Here is a 20,473-nt window from a genome sequence, read left to right on the forward strand (position 1 = left end):
ATTCTTGTGGTGAGTGCGGCATGTCAAAACGGCCACTACTTTACAAGCAATCGAGATCACATTTCAATTTAAATAAGCGTTTAAATTCCTTAGACCATGGTATAGGTCTGACCAATTTCCCTGTCAAGACTAGTACTTATCCCAGAAAAAGGCCAAAAAAACTAAATATGCATAATGTGACGTTTGTATTTGACTTTTGCGGCGAGTATACTTGCTGCGGCTCGAAAGGGCTGATTACAGAAGGCTTTAGGCACCTTTTCTCTGCATGAAAAAACGGCAGCCAAAACAGCCCTCTGGAGATAACACCTTTTTCTTTTGTGACGACTGTCGCCGTGACCGAAATCATGGTTCAAAGTTTGACCAGAAGCGGTTCGCATAACAATAAAATGCTCAATGGAGCTGAGTGAGCAGAACGTGAAAAAGCAAAGACCTGTCCATTTAGATCTGCAAACCATCCACTTTCCTGCAACAGCGAAAGTGTCCATTCTTCATCGCGTCTCTGGTGTGATCATGCTGTTCGCCATGGGTATCCTGATTTGGTTGCTCCATGCGTCTCTGGCATCCGCCGAGAGCTTCCAAGGCGTTCAGGCTCTGTTTGACAACTTCCTGGTGAAGTTTGTTATTTGGGGCATTCTGACAGCACTGGGTTATCACCTGCTTGGCGGTATCCGTCATCTGGTGATGGACACCGGCCGCTGGGAAGAATTGGGCTCTGGTAACGCATCAGCCAAGGCTGTATTCGTGCTGGCGATTACCTTTTCTATCATTGCGGGGATCTGGGTATGGTAACCAATGCAGCAAGTTTCGGACGCAGTGGTGTCCATGACTTTATCCTTCTTCGTGCCAGTGCGGTCATTCTGGCCTGCTACACCATCTTCTTGGTGAGCTTTATTGCACTGAGCGCGCCTCTCACTTTCGAAATCTGGCACGGGCTGTTCAGCACCCTGCCGATGAAAGTGTTCACCCTGCTGGCTCTGATTGCCCTGCTGATCCATGCCTGGATCGGTATCTGGCAAGTGCTGACTGACTACGTCAAGCAAACAGCGCTGCGTGGTGTATTACAGTTTACTTTTGTCGTGACTGCCTTCGCTTATCTGGCCGCCGGCATTGTGATTGTGTGGGGGGTTTAAGGTGAGTATTCCAGTTCGCGAGTTTGATGCAGTCGTGATTGGTGCCGGCGGTGCCGGTATGCGCGCTGCACTGCAGATTTCCAAAGAAGGCAAGAGCTGTGCGCTCCTGTCTAAAGTATTCCCAACCCGTTCTCACACTGTATCTGCCCAGGGTGGTATTACAGTAGCGCTGGGCAACGCCCACGAAGATAACTGGGAATACCACATGTACGATACCGTAAAAGGTTCCGACTTTATCGGTGACCAGGACGCTATCGAATACATGTGTCAAACCGGTCCTGAAGCCATTATCGAGCTGGAGCATATGGGTCTGCCATTCTCCCGTTTCGAAAACGGCAAGATTTACCAGCGTCCTTTCGGTGGCCAGTCCAAAAACTTCGGTGGTGAGCAGGCTGCTCGTACTGCCGCCGCTGCCGACCGTACCGGTCACGCCCTGCTGCACTGTCTGTATCAGCAGAACGTGAAGAACAAGACTCAGGTTTTCTCTGAGTGGTACGCTCTTGACCTGGTCAAGAACGAAGATGGCGCCATCGTAGGCTGTACTGCCATCGACATCGAATCCGGTGAAATCGTTTACTTCAAAGCCAAGGCCACTGTTCTGGCTACTGGTGGTGCTGGCCGTATCTACGCATCTACCACCAACGCTCACATCAACACTGGTGACGGTGTTGGTATGGCTTACCGTGCCGGCGTTCAGCTGCAGGACATGGAAATGTGGCAGTTCCACCCAACCGGTATTGCCGGTGCCGGTGTACTGGTAACCGAAGGTTGCCGCGGTGAAGGTGGTTACCTGCTGAACAAAGACGGTGAGCGCTTTATGGAGCGTTACGCGCCAAACGCCAAGGACCTCGCGTCCCGTGACGTAGTGGCCCGTTCCATGATGACCGAAATCCGTGAAGGTCGTGGCTGTGATGGTCCTATGGGTCCACACATCAAGCTCAAGCTTGATCACCTGGGTAAAGAAACCCTGGAAGCCCGCCTGCCAGGCGTGTGTGAACTGTCCCGTACCTTTGCTCACATCGATCCGGCCGATGGTCCAATCCCTGTGATCCCAACCTGTCACTATATGATGGGTGGTTTGCCGACCAAGGTATCCGGTCAGGTGATCCGTAAGAATGAAGATGGCAGTGAAACCGATATCGTTGGTCTGTTCGCAGTGGGCGAAATCGCCTGTGTGTCTGTTCACGGTGCCAACCGTCTTGGCGGTAACTCACTGCTCGATCTGGTAGTATTCGGCCGTGCGGCTGGTCAGCATCTGGGTAAAGCCCTGGACGAGACAGCCGATCCTAAAGCTGCTACCGACGCAGACATCGACGCGTCACTGGCTCGTCTGAACCGTTGGGAAAGCAATAAAGACGGCGAAGATCCAGCGCAAATCCGTAAAGACCTGCAAATGTGTATGCAGCTTAACTTCTCTGTGTTCCGTACCGGTGAAGCCATGGCCGAAGGCCTCGAGCAGCTGCAAGCCATCCGCAAGCGTCTGGAAAATGCCAAGCTGTCTGACAACTCCAAAGAGTTCAACACTCAACGTATCGAGTGTCTGGAGCTGGATAACCTGATGGCCACCGCCATCGCGACTGCTTACGCCGCTAACTTCCGTACTGAGAGCCGTGGTGCTCACAGCCGTGAAGACTTCACCGAGCGTGATGATGACAACTGGCTGTGCCACAGCCTGTTCGACCCCGTGACTGAGGCTATGTCCAAGCGCGAAGTGAACATGTCACCCAAGCACCGTGAAGCCTTCCCACCGAAGAAGCGTACCTACTAAGGAGTTGCGAAGATGAAGTTGGAGTTTTCAGTTTATCGTTACAATCCTGACGTAGATACCAAGCCACGTATGCAGGATTACAGCTTCGAAGTGCCTGATGGCTCAGACATGATGGTGCTTGACGCACTGTTGAAGCTGAAAGAAATCGATCCCACACTGTCGTTCCGCCGTTCATGCCGTGAAGGTGTGTGTGGTTCGGACGGTATGAACATGAACGGTAAGAATGGCCTGGCTTGTATCACGCCTATCTCTACCTTCAAGGGCAAGAAGATTGAAATCCGCCCACTGCCCGGTATGCCCGTGGTACGTGACCTGGTGGTAGACCTGTCCCAGTTCTACAAGCAGTACGAGAAGATCAAGCCATACCTCATCAACGATGAGAAGAAGCCTGCCCGTGAACACCTGCAGAGCCCAGAGGAGCGTGCGCACCTCGACGGCCTGTATGAGTGTATCATGTGTGCCTGCTGCTCCACTGCCTGTCCATCTTTCTGGTGGAACCCCGACAAGTTCGTGGGTCCAAGTGGTCTGCTGCATGCCTATCGCTTCCTTATCGACAGTCGCGATACTGCGACTGAAGAGCGTCTGGCCGAGCTTGATGACGCCTACAGCGTGTTCCGTTGCCACGGCATCATGAACTGCGTAGACGTGTGTCCGAAAGGACTGAACCCGACCAAGGCGATTGGACACATCAAGTCCATGCTGCTGAAGCGGGCCGTGTAAATGCAAGACAATGAGCTAACGATAATAATGATATAGCTCAGCGAGAGTCACTGTCCCTTTCGGGGGATGGTGGCTCTTTTGTGTAAAGGAACTACTTGAAGCCGTAATATTGGAACCCCCGGGGCGGCTGTCGGCATACCTTGTATGCCAAACCATGGCTAAGCACGTGTATAAAGTTTGAAAGGATAAGAAATGCACCAAGGCAGCATGAAAGCCTGGCTGGAGTCATCTCACCTGTACGGATCGAACGCGACCTATGTGGAGGAGATGTACGAAGCCTATCAAGAAGACCCCACTTCAGTGTCCGATGACTGGCGTGCGGTGTTTGACAATCTCCCTCCCGTGAACGGTGCCTCTGCTGATGTACCTGAAGCTTCCCACTCCAAGATCCGTGATTATTTCCGCTCACTGGCCCAGGAAGGCCAACGTAAAGGCGCCGGTCGTGTGACCGACCCCGAAGTGGATGCCAAACAGGTTAAGGTACTGCAGCTCATCAACGCTTACCGTTTCCGTGGTCACCAGAACGCCAATCTGGATCCGCTGGAACTGTGGAAGCGTGACGCAGTAGTTGAACTCGACCCGGCATTCCACGGCCTGACCGCCGATGATATGCAGCGTGAATTCAACACCGGCTCGTTCGCCTATGGCGGTGAAACCCTGAAACTGGGTGAGCTGGTAAAAGCACTGAAGGCCACTTACTGTGGTTCTATCGGTGCCGAATACATGCACATTACCGACACCGACGAAAAACGCTGGATCCAGCAACGCCTCGAGCCAACCCTGGGTCGCGCCGCATTCGATAAAGGTGTGAAAAACCGTATTCTGGAAGGCCTGAACGCCGCAGAAGGTATGGAAAAGTACCTGGGTGCCAAGTTCCCCGGTGCCAAGCGCTTCTCTTTGGAAGGTGGCGATGCACTGGTGCCCATGATGCGCGAAATCATCTACCGCGCAGGCGAAGCCGGCACCAAGGAAATCGTCGTTGGTATGGCCCACCGTGGCCGTCTGAACGTTCTGGTTAACGTGCTGGGTAAGCGTCCTGCAGAGCTCTTTGACGAATTTGCCGGTAAGCATGCCGACAGTTCAGGCTCCGGTGACGTGAAGTATCACCAGGGCTTCTCCTCTGATTTCGAAACCCCCGGTGGCAACGTGCACCTGGCGCTGGCATTTAACCCGTCGCACCTGGAAATCGTTAACCCTGTTGTCATGGGTTCAGTCCGCGCCCGTCAGGACCGCCGTGGCTGCAAAGATGGCCTGTCTGTTATGCCTATCACCATTCACGGTGATTCGGCGATTGCAGGGCAGGGCATTGTGCAGGAGACATTCAACATGTCTCAGACCCGTGGTTTCCGCGTAGGTGGTTCTATCCGTATCGTGGTGAACAACCAGGTAGGCTTTACCACCTCTAACCATCAAGACGTGCGGTCTACCGAGTACTGTACCGACATCGCCAAGATGGTACAGGCACCGATTTTCCACGTGAACGCCGACGATCCTGAAGCCGTGGCCTTTGTGGCTCAGGTTGCCGTTGATTACCGTAACGCCTTCAAGCGTGACGTGGTGATCGATCTGGTGTGTTACCGTCGTCATGGTCACAACGAAGCTGACGAGCCAAGTGCTACTCAGCCGCTGATGTACCAGAAGATTAAAAAGCACCCAACCCCACGTAAGATCTACGCCGACCGTCTGATTGCCGAAAACGCCGTCAGCGCCGACGAAGTGACTGCCATGATTAATGGCTACCGCGATGCCCTGGATCAGGGTGACTGTGTCGTGAAAGAATGGCGTCCCATGTCACTGCGTACCGTTGACTGGTCTCCGTTTATTGGCCAGGACTGGGATGTGTCTTATGAGCCAACCGTTGCGCTGGCTCGTCTGCAACGACTGGCTGAGAAACTGGCTTATGTGCCAGAAGCTCACCCACTGCAGTCTCGCGTAGCCAAGATTTACGCCGACCGCGTGGCCATGGCCAAGGGCGAGAAGCTGCTGGACTGGGGTTTTGCCGAGACACTGGCTTATGCCACCATCCTGGAAGACAACAACCGCGTGCGCATCACAGGTCAGGATTCTGGCCGTGGTACCTTCTTCCACCGTCACGCTGTGCTGCACAACCAGAACGATGCCACCACCTATATGCCGCTGCGTAACCTCGCAGAGGAGCAGGGCCCGGTTGATATCACTGACTCTGTGCTGTCTGAAGCCTCGGTACTGGCTTTCGAATACGGTTACGCCACTGCCGAGCCTGGTGGCCTGACCATTTGGGAAGCTCAGTTTGGTGACTTCGTTAACTGTGCCCAGGTAGTGATTGACCAGTTCCTGTCGTCCGGTGAGCAAAAGTGGGGCCGTCTGTGCGGTCTGACCATGCTGTTGCCCCATGGCTACGAAGGTCAGGGTCCAGAGCACTCTTCAGCCCGTCTGGAGCGTTTCCTGCAGCTGTGTGCCAACCACAACATGCAAGTGTGTGTGCCTTCAACCCCGGCTCAGGTTTATCATATGCTGCGCCGTCAGGTGGTTCGCCCACTGCGTCGTCCTCTGGTGGTTATGTCGCCCAAGTCATTGCTGCGTCACCCTCTGGCCGTGTCTTCTCTGGAAGAACTGGCAAACGGTACCTTCCAGAACGTGATTGGTGAAATCGACAGTCTGGATCCGAAAGCCGTTAACCGCGTTGTTTTCTGTAGCGGTAAGGTGTACTTCGAGCTGCTGGAGCGTCGTCGTAAGGAAAACCTCACCAACGTTGCTATTATTCGTGTCGAGCAGCTGTATCCGTTCCCTGCCGAAGAGATGGCAGCGGCACTTGCCGAATATCAGCACGTGACTGACTTCGTATGGTGTCAGGAAGAGCCGCAGAACCAGGGTGCCTGGTACTGCAGTCAGCACCACTTCTGGGCCGCAATTCCCAAGGGTGCCACTCTGACCTACGCTGGCCGTGAAGCTGCTGCTGCACCGGCCTGTGGCTACCCAGAATTGCACGCTCACCAGCAGGAATCTCTGGTGGTAGACGCTTTGAACTTGAAGTAACAGACATTTATAAAAAGGATAGCTTTCAATGAGTATCGAAATTAAGGTACCCGTTCTGCCAGAATCCGTGGCTGATGCCACTATCGCCACCTGGCACGTTAAGCCTGGTGAGGCTGTATCTCGTGACCAGAACCTGGTTGATATCGAGACCGACAAGGTTGTATTGGAAGTGGTTGCGCCAGAAGATGGCCACATCAGTGAACTCCTGTTCCAGGAAGGTGACACCGTTCTGGCCGAGCAGGTGATTGCCAAGTTCGTGGCCGGCGCCGTTGCCGGTCAGGAAGTGACCAAGGCGCAAGCCGAAGCTGCTGCCCCTGCTGCTGAGGCCGCTGGCGATGAGAGCAACGACGCCCTGAGCCCATCAGTACGTCGTCTGATTGCCGAACACAACCTGGATGCCAGCAAAATCAAAGGCACCGGTGTCGGTGGTCGTATCACCAAAGAAGACGTTGACGCCTTCGTGAAGAGTGGTGCCGGTAAAGCTGCTGCCCCTGCGGCCAAAGCGGCTGCTCCGGTGGCTCTGTCTGGTGACCGCTCAGACAAGCGCGTCCCTATGACCCGTCTGCGCAAGACCATTGCCAGCCGTCTGCTGGAAGCCAAAAACTCTACCGCCATGCTGACTACCTTTAACGAAGTCAACATGAAGCCCATCATGGATATCCGCAAGCAATATCAGGATATCTTCGAGAAGAAGCACGGTATCCGTCTTGGCTTTATGTCTTTCTACGTGAAAGCCGTAACCGAAGCCCTGAAGCGCTTCCCGGAAGTGAACGCGGCTATCGATGGCGATGACATCGTTTACCACAACTACTTCGACGTGAGCATCGCTGTGTCTACTCCCCGTGGTCTGGTTACCCCAGTTCTGCGTGACACCGACACCATGAGCCTGGCTGACATCGAGAAAGCAGTACGCGATCTGGCCATCAAGGGCCGTGACGGCAAGCTGACTGTGGAAGACATGACCGGCGGTAACTTCACCGTGACCAACGGTGGTGTATTCGGCTCTCTGATGTCTACCCCAATTCTGAACCTGCCACAGAGCGCTATCCTCGGCATGCACGCCATCAAGGACCGCCCAATGGCAGTCAATGGTCAGGTTGAAATCCTGCCCATGATGTACCTGGCTCTTTCTTACGACCACCGTATCATCGATGGCCGTGAGTCTGTTGGCTTCCTGGTAACCATCAAGGAATTCCTGGAAGACCCAACCCGTCTGCTGCTGGACATCTAATCAGTACAGACAAAAAACCTCGTGACTGGCCCCTCGGGGCCAGTTGGATTTAAAACGTAGTATACGGATAGATCATCATGAACTTGCATGAGTATCAGGCAAAAGCCCTCTTTGCCGAATATGGTTTACCAGTGTCAGAAGGCTATGCCTGCGATACCCCTCAAGAAGCGGTAGAAGCGGCTGGTCGTATTGGCGGAAATATGTGGGTAGTCAAGTGTCAGGTACACGCTGGCGGCCGCGGTAAGGCTGGTGGCGTTAAAGTGACTGGCGACAAAGAAGAAATCCGCGCCTTCGCTGAAAAGTGGCTGGGCAAGAACCTGGTGACTTACCAGACTGACGAAAACGGTCAGCCAGTTGCCAAGATCCTGGTTGAAAGCTGCACCGACATCGCCAACGAACTGTACCTGGGTGCCGTAGTTGACCGCGCGACCCGTCGCGTAGTGTTCATGGCTTCTACCGAAGGTGGTGTGGAAATCGAGAAAGTGGCTGAAGAGACTCCAGAGCTCATTCACAAAGCCATCATCGATCCTATCGCCGGTCCACAGCCTTTCCAGGCTCGTGACCTTGGCTTCAAGCTGGGTCTGAACCCAACTCAAATGAAGCAGTTCACCAAGATCTTCATGGGCCTGGCCCAGATGTTCCTGGATCACGACTTCGCTCTGCTGGAAATCAACCCACTGGTAATCACTACCGAGGGTAACCTGCACTGCCTGGACGGCAAGATTGGTGTAGATGGTAACGCTCTGTTCCGTCAGCCAAAAATCAAAGACATGCACGATCCTTCTCAGGATGATGCCCGTGAAGCCCACGCTGCCAAGTTCGAACTGAACTACGTAGCTCTGGACGGTAACGTAGGCTGCATGGTGAACGGTGCTGGTCTGGCCATGGGTACCATGGACATCGTAAACCTGCACGGCGGTAAGCCAGCCAACTTCCTCGACGTAGGCGGCGGCGCGACCAAAGAGCGCGTTTCTGAAGCTTTCAAGATCATTCTGTCTGACAGCAATGTGAAAGCCGTTCTGGTTAACATCTTCGGTGGTATCGTGCGTTGTGACATGATCGCCGAAGGTATCATCGGTGCGGTGAAAGAAGTAGGCGTGAAGGTGCCTGTAGTTGTGCGTCTGGAAGGTACCAACGCTGAACTGGGTGCCAAGGTGCTGGCTGAATCTGGTCTGGACATCATTGCTGCCAAGAGCCTGACCGACGCTGCTCAGCAAGTTGTTAAAGCTGCGGAGGGCAAGTAATGTCTGTATTGATCAACAAAGATACCAAGGTAATCTGCCAAGGTTTTACCGGTGGTCAGGGCACTTTCCACTCTGAGCAGGCTATCGCTTACGGTACTCAGATGGTTGGTGGTGTGTCTCCTGGTAAAGGCGGTACTACTCACCTGGGTCTGCCAGTGTTCAACACTGTGAAAGATGCCGTTGCTGCCACTGGCGCCACTGCTTCTGTTATCTACGTACCTGCGCCTTTCTGTAAAGACGCCATCCTGGAAGCCATCGACGGTGGTATTCAGCTGATCGTATGTATCACCGAAGGTATCCCAACTCTGGATATGTTGCAGGTGAAAGTGAAGCTGGAAGAAACCGGCGTTCGCATGATTGGTCCTAACTGCCCAGGCGTTATCACTCCAGGCGAATGTAAGATCGGTATCATGCCAGGTCACATCCACAAGCCAGGCAAAGTGGGTATCGTTTCCCGTTCAGGCACTCTGACTTACGAAGCCGTTAAGCAGACCACTGACGAAGGTTTCGGCCAGTCTACTTGCGTAGGTATTGGTGGTGACCCAATCCCAGGTACCAACTTCATCGACGTACTGGAAATGTTCCAGAACGATCCTCAGACCGAAGCCATCGTGATGATCGGTGAAATCGGTGGTACTGCCGAGGAAGAAGCTGCTGCTTACATCAAGGCTAACGTGACCAAGCCAGTTGTGTCTTACATCGCCGGTGTTACTGCACCTGCCGGTAAGCGCATGGGCCACGCCGGTGCTATCATCGCCGGTGGTAAAGGTACTGCCGAAGACAAATTCGCTGCCCTGGAAGCTGCCGGTGTGACCACCGTTCGCTCTCTGGCCGATATCGGCAAGGCGCTGCGTGAAAAGACTGGTTGGTAATCCCACCCGGTAGAAAAAGGGCGCCTTCGGGCGCCTTTTTTTGTGTGTATAGATGTATAGAAGTAGGTATAGATATGTGTATTAACCCATTGATAGGCGTGGCATGTCCGTAATCGAAATCGTCTTCCCGCTGCTGTTTATCGCTGCTTTGGGCTATGGTGCCAGCCGCAGTGGCTGGTTTAGCCGCGAGCACATCGCCGGCATCAGCAAGTTCGCCTTTTATGTGTGCATCCCCGCGCTGCTGTTTTCTGCCATGCTCAAGGTGCCGCTTAAGGACAGCATCCGCCTGCCGGTGCTGGTGGCCTTTTATGTGCCTGTGATACTGAGTTTTGCATTAACCTTGCTGCTTTCGCGCCAGGCCCTTAAACGTTCATACCGCGACTGCGCTGTACTGGCCCTCGGCGGTAGCTATTCCAACACCTTGCTGGTGGGCTTGCCGGTGATCATGGCGGCCTTCGGCCCTGCGCAGATGGCAAGCGTGTTTTTGATTATTCCCTTTCACAGCGCAGTGCTGTTTGGGCTGACTTTCGCTTTATCTGGTAATACGGATACTGAGGGTGGCAGCAGGGGCGCACAGCTTATCAAGGGGCTGCTGTTTAACCCTGTGGTGGCGAGTATCACCCTTGGGCTTATCGGTAATGTCGCCGGGCTGAGCCTGCCCACAGCCCTTGGCAGCAGTCTTGAGATGCTCGCCAAACCTGCCATTGCTTGCGCGCTTTTTGTGCTGGGTGCCAATTTGAATCAATATCGCCTCTCCAGCGCCTTTGCCCTGACGGCGGTCTTAAGTGCAATTAAGCTTCTGCTACTACCGCTGCTTATTCTGATTGCGGGTAAACTGCTGGGGCTTACCTCTCTTGAGCTTGCGGTAACAGTGCTGCTTGGTGCTTCGCCTCTTGGGGTGAATGCCTACCTGATTGCGGCCCAGCTTAAGCGCGACAGCGACATCATTGCTGGCGCTGTGGTGCTGTCATCCATGCTTTGTATCCTGACTGTGATCTTCTGGTTAACTGTGTTAACGTGAGGCCTCTTTTTGGGTTGAAGACTCTTTTTGCGTTGAGGACTCTTCTTTGTCTTTGGCTGAAGACTCTTTTGGGGGAGCTCTGAGAAGGGCAGTGCAGGAGCGCATTTTATGATAATTACAACAACAGACAGACTGATTTTAAGGCACTTCAACGAAGGGGATATCGAAGCCCTGTTTTTGATGAACAGTATTCCTGAGGTACTGACTTATATTCCGATGGCGCCACTCACTGATGTAGCCCAGGCTGAAAAGCTGCTGCACGAGGTGATTTTTGAAGACTATCGCAGCCGCGGTTTCGGTCGCTGGGCAGTAGAGCACAAGGCCAGCGGCAAGGTGATAGGTTTTTGTGGCCCTAAGTTTATTCCAGAGTACGACAAGGTGGAGCTGGGTTACCGCTATCTGCCTGAATATTGGGGCCAGGGCATTGGCAGTGAGGCTGCATCAGCCGCCATTGCCGAATTCAAGCCAAGACTTGGCATAGACGAAGCCATAGCGCTCATTCTTGATGGCAATTTGGGCTCCATGGGCGTTGCCCGACACATAGGCATGGAGCCGCTGCAGCGTGATAAATTTATGGAGCATGACGTGACCGTGTTCCATAAGTGGCTTTAAGGCTAGCTGCATTTCCCACAAATTCCGCCTTCATTGCTGGCATTTGGCGATAAGGCGGGGTAGAGTCTCCCTTGGTAACCTTGGTCAGACTCCAAAGCAAGGGTTCGATTTTTCTTCGGGTTACCTCACCAAGAGCCTTCAGGCTCACCGCTCTTTCGCCTGATCCTGACATTTTTATTGGATTATTTCTGACCCGCATCTTTTAAGGTGCGGGTTTGGACTATTTGGTGCGCTAAACCCTCCGTGGGGGAAGGGATAACGCGATTGTTGGGCGCCGCCCAATGGGGTGGCCTTGTTTAAGAAAGTAGAGGACTGCTGTGACTGAACAACCCAAGATTGTGATCTCCGAAATTGATATGGAGCGTCTTGAACGATTATTGGAAAGCCTGCCGGGGAATGATGTCGGCAAGGCGGCACTGGAAGCTGAGCTCAGCCGCGCTGAGGTCAGACCGTCGAAGGAAATGCCAGCCAATGTGGTGACCATGAATTCCGAGGTGCGCTTTACAGTGTCATCGTCATCGGAAGAGTTTTGCCTCAGGCTGGTATACCCAAAAGATGTGTCGGCCAAGGGGGACACAGTCTCCATTCTCGCGCCGGTCGGCAGTGCTTTGCTGGGACTGGCCCAGGGGGATGAGATGGACTGGCCCCGTCCCGGTGGCGGTACCACCCGGGTCAGAATCGAAGAAGTGACCTATCAGCCCGAACGCAGTGGTGACTTTCACCGCTGAACGGGTCGCTTGTTGAGCAGCGTTTCAGGATAATACAATAAAAAACCAGCGCTAATGCGCTGGTTTTTTTAAGGAAAATTGCGATTACTCGTCGCCGTGATCACAGGTATCGTTGGTGCACACGCCGTACAGATACAGGCTGTGGTTGGTGAGCTTGATATTGTGGCGCATGGCGATTTCATTCTGACGACGTTCAATCAGGTCATCAGAAAACTCAATCACTTTGCCACAGCTCAAACAGACCAGGTGATCGTGGTGATGTTGAGTGGACAGCTCGAACACGGCCTTGCCGCTTTCGAAGTGGTGACGGGAGACAATGCCCGCATCGTCAAACTGGTTCAGTACCCGGTACACGGTGGCCAGGCCAATCTCTTCACCAATCTCAAGCAACTTCTTATACAGGTCTTCGGCACTGATGTGTTGATTGTCTGGTTCTTGCATCAGCTCCAGGATTTTTACTCGTGGCAGGGTAACTTTCAATCCCGCTTTTTTCAGCGCCTGATTTCCATCTGTCATGGTTAATCTCTTGATTGCAGAACCATTGGGCTCTTTGTGGACAATGGAATTCATTATATGTGTCTGGATTCAAAACTTAAACCTTTGATAGCCCTTAAATGAACTCATATGGCAATATTTACTGGTGTATCAGACAATCGTCCATGATTGGGTCAAAAAGGCACATTCAGACAAGGGTTATACCAAGGCACAATTGTCAGCGACCTGCGGGAAATGGCAGGCTGGAAACAAAATAATAAGGAAGGCATCAGCATGTACCGGCATATAGTAGTACTCACAGGCGCGGGCATTTCTGCAGAGTCGGGGATCCGTACCTTTCGCGATCAGGACGGCCTGTGGGAAGAGCACCACATAGAAGATGTGGCGACCCCAGAAGGTTATGAGCGTGATCCGCAGCTGGTGGAGCGTTTTTACAATCTGCGCTGGGAGCAGTTAAAGTCGACCGAGGTTAGCGCTAACGCGGCCCATGAGGCCCTTGCCCAGCTCGAAGCCGAATTTGACGGTGAGTTTTTGCTGGTAACCCAGAACGTGGACGACTTGCACGAGCGCGGTGGCAGCCAGCGGCTTATTCATATGCATGGCGAGCTTAATAAAGGCCGTTGCCCCCGCTCACGTCAAACCTTTTTACTGCGCGAACCCTTTGGTCCGGACAATGTTTGTACCTGCTGTATCCCTGCTCAGCGCCTGCGGCCCCATATCGTCTGGTTTGGTGAAATGCCCTTTGGCATGGACCGTATCCACGATGCATTGGAGCGTTGTGACCTCTTTATTGCCATAGGCACCTCGGGCACTGTCTATCCGGCTGCCGGGTTTGTGGATATTGCCAATCATCATGGTGCCCAGACTGTGGAAGTGAATCTGGCTGCTCCCGACAGGCATAGCCAGTTCCAGTGGCACCTCACCGGCAAAGCGGGTGACATTGTGCCGCGACTGGTGCGCGCTGTACTTCAAGGGAAAAGCTTGTGTAGCCTGGCCGATGTGTTGCAAGAGACCGACTGAAGAATGAAAAAAGCCATTATCCTCAGAGGGTTGCCAGGCAGCGGAAAGTCGTATTGGGTGAAAGCGTTTCTGGCTTCGTTGCCCGAAGGGGCTCACTTGGGCAAACCCAATGCCCGGGTGTTTTCCACCGATGCGTTTTTTACCAAAGAGGGTGTGTATTGCTTCGATGCCAAAAAGTTGCCCGAATACCATCAGCGCAACCTCTGTGAATTTATCGAGGCGCTGGCAGAGGGTACTCCTGTGGTGATTTGCGACAACACCAATCTGGCACACTGGGAATATTTGGCTTACGAGACTGCAGCCAAAGCCCTGGGATATGAGGTGGAAAAGGTGCTCATAGGCACCCCGGGCGACAGGCGCCATCAGGCGCTTTGCGCCGAGCGAAATAGCCACGGCGTGCCACTTGCAGCCATCAGGCGTATGGCCAGGACTTTTCAGCCCTGATATCGCGTTATCCGTGGGCCGGATTGTGGGCCGTTTTGCAGATACCTTCCATAGCGGCGACCTCCACCATGGCATGGGTCAGCATACCAAGCTCGTCATCACTGATGCAGTAGGGCGGCATCACGTAAATCAGTCTGCCAAAGGGGCGAACCCACACACCGCGCTCGGCAAAGGCCTTTAGTGCAAAGGCGGTATCCACGGTTTGGACCATTTCAATCACACCTACCGCGCCAAGTACCCGTACGTCGGCTACCTGCGGCAGCACTCTGGCGGTTTCCAGCGATTGACTCAGCTTGGCTTCAATATTGGCGACTTGCGATGGCCAGCGGTTTTCAGCAAAAAGCGCAAGGCTTGCCAGCGCGGCGGCGCAGGCGAGTGGATTAGCCATAAAGGTGGGGCCGTGCATAAACACGCCGGCGGGTGAGTTCGATATGCCTGCGGCGACTTCATCAGTGCACAGGGTTGCCGCAAGACTCAGCATGCCGCCGGTGAGCGCCTTGCCAAGGCAAAGTAAATCTGGGGCTATACCCGCATGCTCGTAGGCAAACGCCTTGCCGGTGCGGCCAAAGCCTGTGGCAATCTCATCCAAAATCAGCAGCACCTTATACTCATCGCACAGGGTGCGAATGGACTTCAGATAATCCGGGCTGTGAAACCTGAGGCCACCTGCGCCCTGCATGATGGGCTCAATAATCAGGGCGGCGATTTCATGGTGATGGGTTTGCAGTAAAGTGCACAGTTCGGCCAGGTCTGACTCTTCAACCGAGTGGCCAAAACCAGCGGGCGGTGCCTTGGCGAAAATCTGTTTGGGTACCAGATGGCCGAACATGCCGTGCATGCCTGAGTTGGGATCGCAGACGCTCATGGCCGCAAAGGTATCGCCATGATAGCCGCCAAGTACTGTGAGTAGTTTGTGCTTTTGCGGCTCGCTTCTGCCTTGCCAGTACTGCATGGCCATCTTGAGGGCCACTTCCACCGCCACTGAACCGGAGTCAGCATAAAACACCTTGGTCAGCTTTGGGTGCACCAGCTTAAGCAGTGCCTTGCCGAGGTCAGTGGCAGGCTCATGGGTGAGGCCGCCAAACATCACGTGGCTGAGTCTGGCGGCCTGAGCTTGAACCGCGCCAACCAGTGCAGGGTGGCCATAGCCATGAATCGCCGACCACCAGGAAGAGGTGCCGTCAACCAGCTCGCGACCATCCTCCAGCGTCAGGCGGCAGCCTTGGGCACTTTGCACACCCAGTACCGGTAAAGGCGCTGCCATTGAGGTATAAGGGTGCCAAAGGTGGTTACGGTCAAACTCAAAATCTATGCTCATTTAGTGTGCTCAAAAATTAATCACCAGTAAACCCTGCCAACTGGTTGGCGTTGACAGTGTAAGGGCCAAGGTTATCCTAGCCAACAGAAAACATTAATTGGGGTATTACCATGTCATCCTTTGCCGTTCGCCACGACTGGAGCCGTCAGGAAGTCGAGGCGCTGTTTGCACTGCCAATGAACGATCTGCTGTTTCGTGCCCACAGCATACACCGCGAAGTGTTCGATCCCAATGAGGTACAGATAAGCCGCTTGTTGTCGATTAAAACCGGCGCCTGCCCAGAGGACTGCAAATACTGCCCTCAGAGCGCCCGTTACGATACCGGTCTGGAAAAAGAGCGCCTGCTTGAAATTGAAAAGGTGCTGACCGAAGCCCGCGCCGCCAAAGATGCCGGTGCCACCCGATTTTGCATGGGTGCCGCCTGGCGTAATCCCCATGAGCGCGATATGCCGTATCTGACTGATATGGTGAAAGAAGTAAAGTCCATGGGGTTGGAAACCTGCATGACCCTGGGCATGCTCTCTGCCCATCAGGCCAATCAGCTTGCCGAAGCCGGACTGGATTATTACAACCACAACCTGGATACCTCTCCTGAGTTTTACGGCGATATCATCACCACCCGCACCTATCAGGACAGGCTCGATACCCTCTCCAACGTGCGTGCTGCAGGCATGAAGGTGTGTTCAGGTGGTATCGTCGGCATGGGCGAGCAGGCCACCGACCGTGCCGGTTTGTTGCAGCAACTGGCAAACCTTGAGCAGCATCCCGACTCAGTACCCATCAATATGTTGGTAAAGGTGACGGGCACGCCGCTGGACAGCGTGGATGATTTGGATCCGCTGGAATTTGTGCGCACCATTGCCGTGGCCCGAATTTTGATGCCGCTCTCAAGGGTGCGTCTGTCGGCCGGTCGCGAGAACATGAGCGATGAGCTGCAGGCCATGTGTTTCTTTGCCGGTGCCAACTCGATTTTTTACGGCTGTAAGTTGCTGACCACACCAAATCCCGAAGAAAACGATGATATGAGCCTGTTCCGCCGTTTGGGCCTGAAGCCAGAACAAGGCAAGGCTGCCATCGTCGAAGAAGACGCAGCCGTGGTGGCGCGCGCTGCCAGGGAGCAAAAGGCTGACGGCGTGGCCAAGACCAAACCGCTTTTCTACGACGCGGCCAAGTGAGCCGGATTTAACAGTGATGAATCGGTTGCTGCATCGCCTGGCTGACGCCAGAGTGAAAGCCGAATCAGCGGGGCTTTGGCGTCGACGTCAGCGCCACAGCCCGGCCCTGATGGACTTTTCTGCCAACGATTATCTGGGGCTCGCCCGGGATAGGCGTTTGGTTGAGGCGCTGGCGGAAGGCGCACGCCGCTATGGCGTCGGCAGCGGCGCTTCACCACTGGTGAGTGGTTATTCCGAGGCCCACGCTGAACTGGAAGCGGCACTCTGCGCGGCAACCGGCCATGAAGCTGCGCTGCTCTTTTGCTCAGGTTTTGCCGCCAACCTGGCGTTGTGCCATGCCCTGTTTGACAGCACTGATACCCTGGTGGCCGATAAGCTCATCCATGCCTCCATGATTGACGGTATTCTTGGCAGTGGCGCCAGCCTCAAGCGTTACCCCCATTGTGATCTCAGTAGCGCGGCGCGCCTGATAGCGAAGTTCCCGGGCACAGCGCTCCTCACCGAGAGTGTTTTCAGTATGGATGGGGACTTGGCGCCCCTGTCTGCGCTCTCAAATCTGTGTGAATCCCATAACAGTTTGTTTATTGTCGATGACGCCCATGGTTTTGGTGTTATCGGCGAACAAGCGATGGGGGCCAGCCGCCTGGAAGGGGTGAATATCTCGCTGCAGCTGGTGACCTTTGGTAAGGCGCTGGGGTGTCAGGGCGCGGCACTGCTCGGCAGCCAGGCGCTTATTGAGAGTCTGGTGGCGAGTGCCAGGCACTATATTTATTCTACGGCCTTATCTCCGGCGCAGGCTTATGCGGCGCGCTTCTCGCTCTCACTGGTGCAGCAGGGCGAACAAAACGCAACACTGGCCGCGAATATCTGCCATTTCCTGAACAGCGCCAAGGAAGCTGGTCTTAAGTTGCTGCCTTCTCAAAGCCCAATTCAACTGCTACCCGTCCCTGATGTAGAGGTTTGCCTGATGGCTGCGAATGCCCTCAAGGCCAGAGGCTTTTTGGTTGGGGCAATTCGCCCTCCCACGGTACCTGTCCCAAGGCTCAGAATAACCCTGAGTGCTGCCCAAAGCATGCAAAGCATAGAGGCGTTGGTACACGCCCTCGCGGACATCGAAAAAGGCTTTGGCGAGGGTGTTAACGAAGGCACAGTTAAAGGCTGTGACGCGCCATGATGACAAGCCAATCCGACGTGGCTGGGCACTTCTCCCGTGCCCATCAGTACGACTGCCACAACCTGCTGCAACGACTGACCGCAAATAAGCTGCAAACCAAAGCAGGACTTCGGGGGCATTTACTGGATATTGGCGCAGGTCCGGGCACCGATTTTTCGCTGTTCCCCGTCAATCGGGTGACCACGGTGGATATTGCGTTTGCCATGTGCCAGCGGCTTCGCAGTCTTCATCCATCCTACGAGGCTGTCTGCGCCGATGCCTCCGCCTTGCCGTTTGCAGACGGGCGCTTCGACTGCCTCTATTCCAATCTCGCGCTGCAGTGGTGCACCGACTTTACCGTGGCACTTGCTGAGGCGTATCGGGTGCTTAAACCCGGGGGCCGTGGTTACTTTGCCATGGTGTGTGACGGCGCGTTACCTGAGCTTGAGACATTGGGGTTTTGTGTGAATCATTTTGCCCCGGCCCCTCAAATGGCATCGGCCTTCAGCGACCATGACTGGTGCGAGTTATCCACCGAGGTGGCGACAGAGACCCTCCATTTCGACGATTTGCGGACACTGCTTTATTCCATTAAAGGGGTGGGTGCCAGTGCCCGACATGGCGCGGGGCAGGCAAAGGCCCTTCGTGGTCGTGCAGACTGGCAGGCGCGGGTGGATAACGCCGAACGCATGAGAACGCCTATGGGCTTGCCGCTGAGCTATCAGATTTTGTACGTCAGTGCGCAGAAGCGAGGAGCTACGACATGATGTATTTTGTGACAGGTACCGATACGGACTGCGGAAAGTCCTTTATCTCCGCTGCCTTGCTGTCTGCGGTGACCAAACACAATCCCCATGCAGGCACGCTGGGCATTAAACCTGTGGCGTCGGGCTGCAGGGTTACGGAGTCTGGTCTTAGAAACCCGGATGCTGAACTGCTCATGGCCCACAGCAGTCACAAGCTGGATTATCACAGCGTTAACCCCATCGCCTTTGAGCCCGCCATCGCTCCACATATTGCTGCCGCGAATGTGGGGGTGGATATATGCCCTGAGGCCATTATGGCCAAACTCGACCTGGCCCGGATGAAAGCCGCCGATTTCTGTTTGGTCGAAGGTGCCGGTGGCTGGCGATTGCCGCTTGGCAATGGGCGGTTTATGCCGGAAATGGTGCAGGCACTCCAGTTACCTGTTGTCCTGGTGGTGGGGATGAAGCTTGGCTGCCTGAACCACGCCATGCTGACCCAGGAGGCCATCAAGGCCGATGGACTGCGTATTGCCGGCTGGGTTGCCAATCGGATTGACCCCGAAATGGCGTGCTATGAAGAGAATCTGGCGACGCTGATGTCTGTAATGGACGCGCCCTTTCTGGGGACTGTGCCTTATATTCCTTCGGCGAGGCCCGCCGATGCGGCTGACTTTATTAAGCCAGGCCCCTTGTTGCCAGAACAGCGCTGACAGACGCCAAGGTGTGTTTGATGAGCCTAGCCTTATCACACAGGTATGCCAGAAATAAAAAGGTCGCCGATTGGCGACCTTTATTATTTACGGTCGATTACAGCAGCTCACTGAGATCGGCGCCTGCTGCGATAGGGGACTTTTGAACGCTGCCTTTAAAGAAGTAAGCTTCTTTATCGCCCAACAAGGTCAGCTTGTCGCCCTGGCGATAAAGGGCACTGCCTTCCTGAATACCCACGACCGGGGTTAGAGGGTCTACCATGGTGAACTCCAGCAGACGCTGGGCACGGGTCTCACCGTTATGGCCGGGGGCCTGATAATCGGTGTAATGGGGGTTAAGCTGAAACGGCAGCAAACCCAGGGCGGTGAAGGACGGCGGCTCTATGATTGGCATGTCGTTGGTGGTACGGATTGACAAGCCAGCGATGTTGGAACCTGCGGACCAGCCAACATAGGGCTTACCGGCTTCAACCTGCTCGCGAATGACAAACAGCAAGTCGTAGCGGTACAGCTCGTGCAGTAGATGGAAGGTGTTGCCGCCGCCAACAAAAATGCCGTCGGCATCGCGAATCGCCTGACGGGGATCGGCATGCTCGTGGATGCCACTGATGTTGATATTCAGGTTGCGCAGGCCCTGGCGAACCTTCTCGAGGTACACATCATAACCCAGGCTGATCCCGGCATAGGGAATAAACACCCAATTGCGGGCATTCTCCGTCAAAGGGGCGATAAAGGGCAGAGTGTGTTCAAGATATGGGGTATCGCCAACGCGGGAAGCGCTGAGCAGCAGGGCGCGGATGGTCATGGGAATTCCTGATTTTCAGAGGTCGTTATTAGATCTGTATGCCCGTGTAAAAATAAGACGTAATGGGCTTGGGTGGACCAATGTTAACAAAGATTCATCGTGATAAACATCTAAAAGGCAAGCCATTGTCAGGGGGGCTTGCGCACACTGTTAATCTTAAGATTTGCTTAAGAAATCCCGCATAGACTGCCGCCATATGTTCCGACAGGGGATTTGGGCTTTTTCACCAGTGTACCCTTGAAAATCGAATTTTAAGACATATTATG

Annotated in this window: 20 protein-coding genes; 17 read left to right on the forward strand and 3 right to left on the reverse strand. The window is 54.3% G+C overall.

Translation table 11 applies throughout. The annotated features are described in order from the left end of the window. The first annotated feature begins 393 nt into the window (after nt 1–393). From sdhC to rnk, 11 genes are all read left to right on the forward strand, one after another. Complete coding sequence (sdhC, locus tag K0H79_RS07265) at nt 394–789, forward strand: succinate dehydrogenase, cytochrome b556 subunit (RefSeq protein WP_011759538.1); 396 nt, start codon at nt 394–396, stop codon at nt 787–789. Then, nucleotides 783–1,130 carry a succinate dehydrogenase, hydrophobic membrane anchor protein gene (gene sdhD, locus K0H79_RS07270; RefSeq protein ID WP_011759539.1) on the forward strand — a complete coding sequence of 116 codons (348 nt, stop codon included), beginning with the start codon at nt 783–785 and terminating at the stop codon, nt 1,128–1,130. The genes sdhC and sdhD overlap by 7 nt, the downstream gene beginning before the upstream one ends. A gap of 1 nt (nt 1,131) precedes the next feature. Beyond that, on the forward strand, nt 1,132–2,898 hold the full coding sequence (gene sdhA, locus K0H79_RS07275; protein ID WP_220077812.1) for a succinate dehydrogenase flavoprotein subunit: 1,767 nt from the start codon (nt 1,132–1,134) through the stop codon (nt 2,896–2,898). A gap of 12 nt (nt 2,899–2,910) precedes the next feature. Further along, nucleotides 2,911–3,618: a succinate dehydrogenase iron-sulfur subunit gene (locus K0H79_RS07280; RefSeq protein WP_126166581.1), complete on the forward strand. Its 708-nt coding sequence runs from the start codon at nt 2,911–2,913 to the stop codon at nt 3,616–3,618. A 192-nt stretch (nt 3,619–3,810) separates the two neighbouring features. After that, a complete protein-coding gene (sucA, locus tag K0H79_RS07285; protein WP_220077813.1) occupies nt 3,811–6,633 on the forward strand; it encodes a 2-oxoglutarate dehydrogenase E1 component in 2,823 nt (940 codons plus the stop codon). 28 nt (nt 6,634–6,661) lie between these two features. After that, nucleotides 6,662–7,864: a 2-oxoglutarate dehydrogenase complex dihydrolipoyllysine-residue succinyltransferase gene (gene odhB / locus K0H79_RS07290; protein ID WP_220067422.1), complete on the forward strand. Its 1,203-nt coding sequence runs from the start codon at nt 6,662–6,664 to the stop codon at nt 7,862–7,864. Nucleotides 7,865–7,941: 77 nt separating this feature from the next. Then, nucleotides 7,942–9,108: an ADP-forming succinate--CoA ligase subunit beta gene (gene sucC / locus K0H79_RS07295; RefSeq protein WP_011759544.1), complete on the forward strand. Its 1,167-nt coding sequence runs from the start codon at nt 7,942–7,944 to the stop codon at nt 9,106–9,108. After that, nucleotides 9,108–9,980: a succinate--CoA ligase subunit alpha gene (gene sucD / locus K0H79_RS07300; RefSeq protein ID WP_220067423.1), complete on the forward strand. Its 873-nt coding sequence runs from the start codon at nt 9,108–9,110 to the stop codon at nt 9,978–9,980. Before sucC ends, sucD begins: the two co-directional genes overlap by 1 nt. 103 nt (nt 9,981–10,083) lie before the next feature. After that, nucleotides 10,084–11,001: an AEC family transporter gene (locus tag K0H79_RS07305; RefSeq protein WP_220077814.1), complete on the forward strand. Its 918-nt coding sequence runs from the start codon at nt 10,084–10,086 to the stop codon at nt 10,999–11,001. Nucleotides 11,002–11,109: 108 nt separating this feature from the next. Continuing rightward, nucleotides 11,110–11,613, forward strand: a complete 504-nt coding sequence (locus K0H79_RS07310) for a GNAT family N-acetyltransferase (protein WP_220077815.1) — start codon at nt 11,110–11,112, stop codon at nt 11,611–11,613. A gap of 356 nt (nt 11,614–11,969) precedes the next feature. After that, nucleotides 11,970–12,341, forward strand: coding sequence for a nucleoside diphosphate kinase regulator (rnk, locus tag K0H79_RS07315; protein ID WP_258405528.1), 372 nt, complete (start codon nt 11,970–11,972; stop codon nt 12,339–12,341). 84 nt (nt 12,342–12,425) lie between these two features. Here rnk and fur read toward each other — a convergent pair whose 3' ends face one another. Further along, nucleotides 12,426–12,857 (reverse strand): ferric iron uptake transcriptional regulator, encoded by a 432-nt coding sequence (gene fur / locus K0H79_RS07320; RefSeq protein WP_203326716.1) that lies wholly within the window; start codon nt 12,855–12,857, stop codon nt 12,426–12,428. 252 nt (nt 12,858–13,109) lie between these two features. Between fur and cobB the strand changes: the two genes are divergently transcribed. Next, nucleotides 13,110–13,856 carry a Sir2 family NAD+-dependent deacetylase gene (cobB, locus tag K0H79_RS07325; RefSeq protein ID WP_220077816.1) on the forward strand — a complete coding sequence of 249 codons (747 nt, stop codon included), beginning with the start codon at nt 13,110–13,112 and terminating at the stop codon, nt 13,854–13,856. Between the two features lie 3 nt (nt 13,857–13,859). Beyond that, nucleotides 13,860–14,300 (forward strand): ATP-binding protein, encoded by a 441-nt coding sequence (locus K0H79_RS07330; protein ID WP_220067428.1) that lies wholly within the window; start codon nt 13,860–13,862, stop codon nt 14,298–14,300. Between the two features lie 7 nt (nt 14,301–14,307). Here the strand turns inward: K0H79_RS07330 and bioA are convergent, their stop codons facing one another. After that, nucleotides 14,308–15,618, reverse strand: coding sequence for an adenosylmethionine--8-amino-7-oxononanoate transaminase (bioA, locus tag K0H79_RS07335; protein WP_220077817.1), 1,311 nt, complete (start codon nt 15,616–15,618; stop codon nt 14,308–14,310). Between the two features lie 110 nt (nt 15,619–15,728). On the opposite strand from bioA, the gene bioB reads away from it, so the two are divergent. Genes bioB through bioD form a run of 4 tightly spaced genes read left to right on the forward strand, consistent with a single transcriptional unit; the run spans nt 15,729 to nt 19,402 of the window. Then, entirely contained in the window at nt 15,729–16,793 is a 1,065-nt protein-coding gene (gene bioB / locus K0H79_RS07340; RefSeq protein ID WP_220067430.1) for a biotin synthase BioB, read from the forward strand. A 16-nt stretch (nt 16,794–16,809) separates the two neighbouring features. Beyond that, on the forward strand, nt 16,810–17,967 hold the full coding sequence (locus K0H79_RS07345) for an 8-amino-7-oxononanoate synthase (protein ID WP_220078111.1): 1,158 nt from the start codon (nt 16,810–16,812) through the stop codon (nt 17,965–17,967). Next, nucleotides 17,964–18,713: a methyltransferase domain-containing protein gene (locus K0H79_RS07350; protein ID WP_220077818.1), complete on the forward strand. Its 750-nt coding sequence runs from the start codon at nt 17,964–17,966 to the stop codon at nt 18,711–18,713. The genes K0H79_RS07345 and K0H79_RS07350 overlap by 4 nt, the downstream gene beginning before the upstream one ends. After that, nucleotides 18,713–19,402, forward strand: coding sequence for a dethiobiotin synthase (gene bioD, locus K0H79_RS07355; RefSeq protein ID WP_220078112.1), 690 nt, complete (start codon nt 18,713–18,715; stop codon nt 19,400–19,402). Before K0H79_RS07350 ends, bioD begins: the two co-directional genes overlap by 1 nt. A gap of 97 nt (nt 19,403–19,499) precedes the next feature. Here bioD and pepE read toward each other — a convergent pair whose 3' ends face one another. Then, the gene (pepE, locus tag K0H79_RS07360) at nt 19,500–20,207 is read right to left on the reverse strand and encodes a dipeptidase PepE (RefSeq protein WP_220067434.1); all 708 of its coding nucleotides are present in this window, start codon (nt 20,205–20,207) and stop codon (nt 19,500–19,502) included. Nucleotides 20,208–20,473: the final 266 nt, after the last annotated feature.

The sequence above is a fragment of the Shewanella sp. FJAT-52076 genome (genome assembly GCF_019457455.1).
Taxonomy (GTDB): domain Bacteria; phylum Pseudomonadota; class Gammaproteobacteria; order Enterobacterales; family Shewanellaceae; genus Shewanella; species Shewanella zhangzhouensis.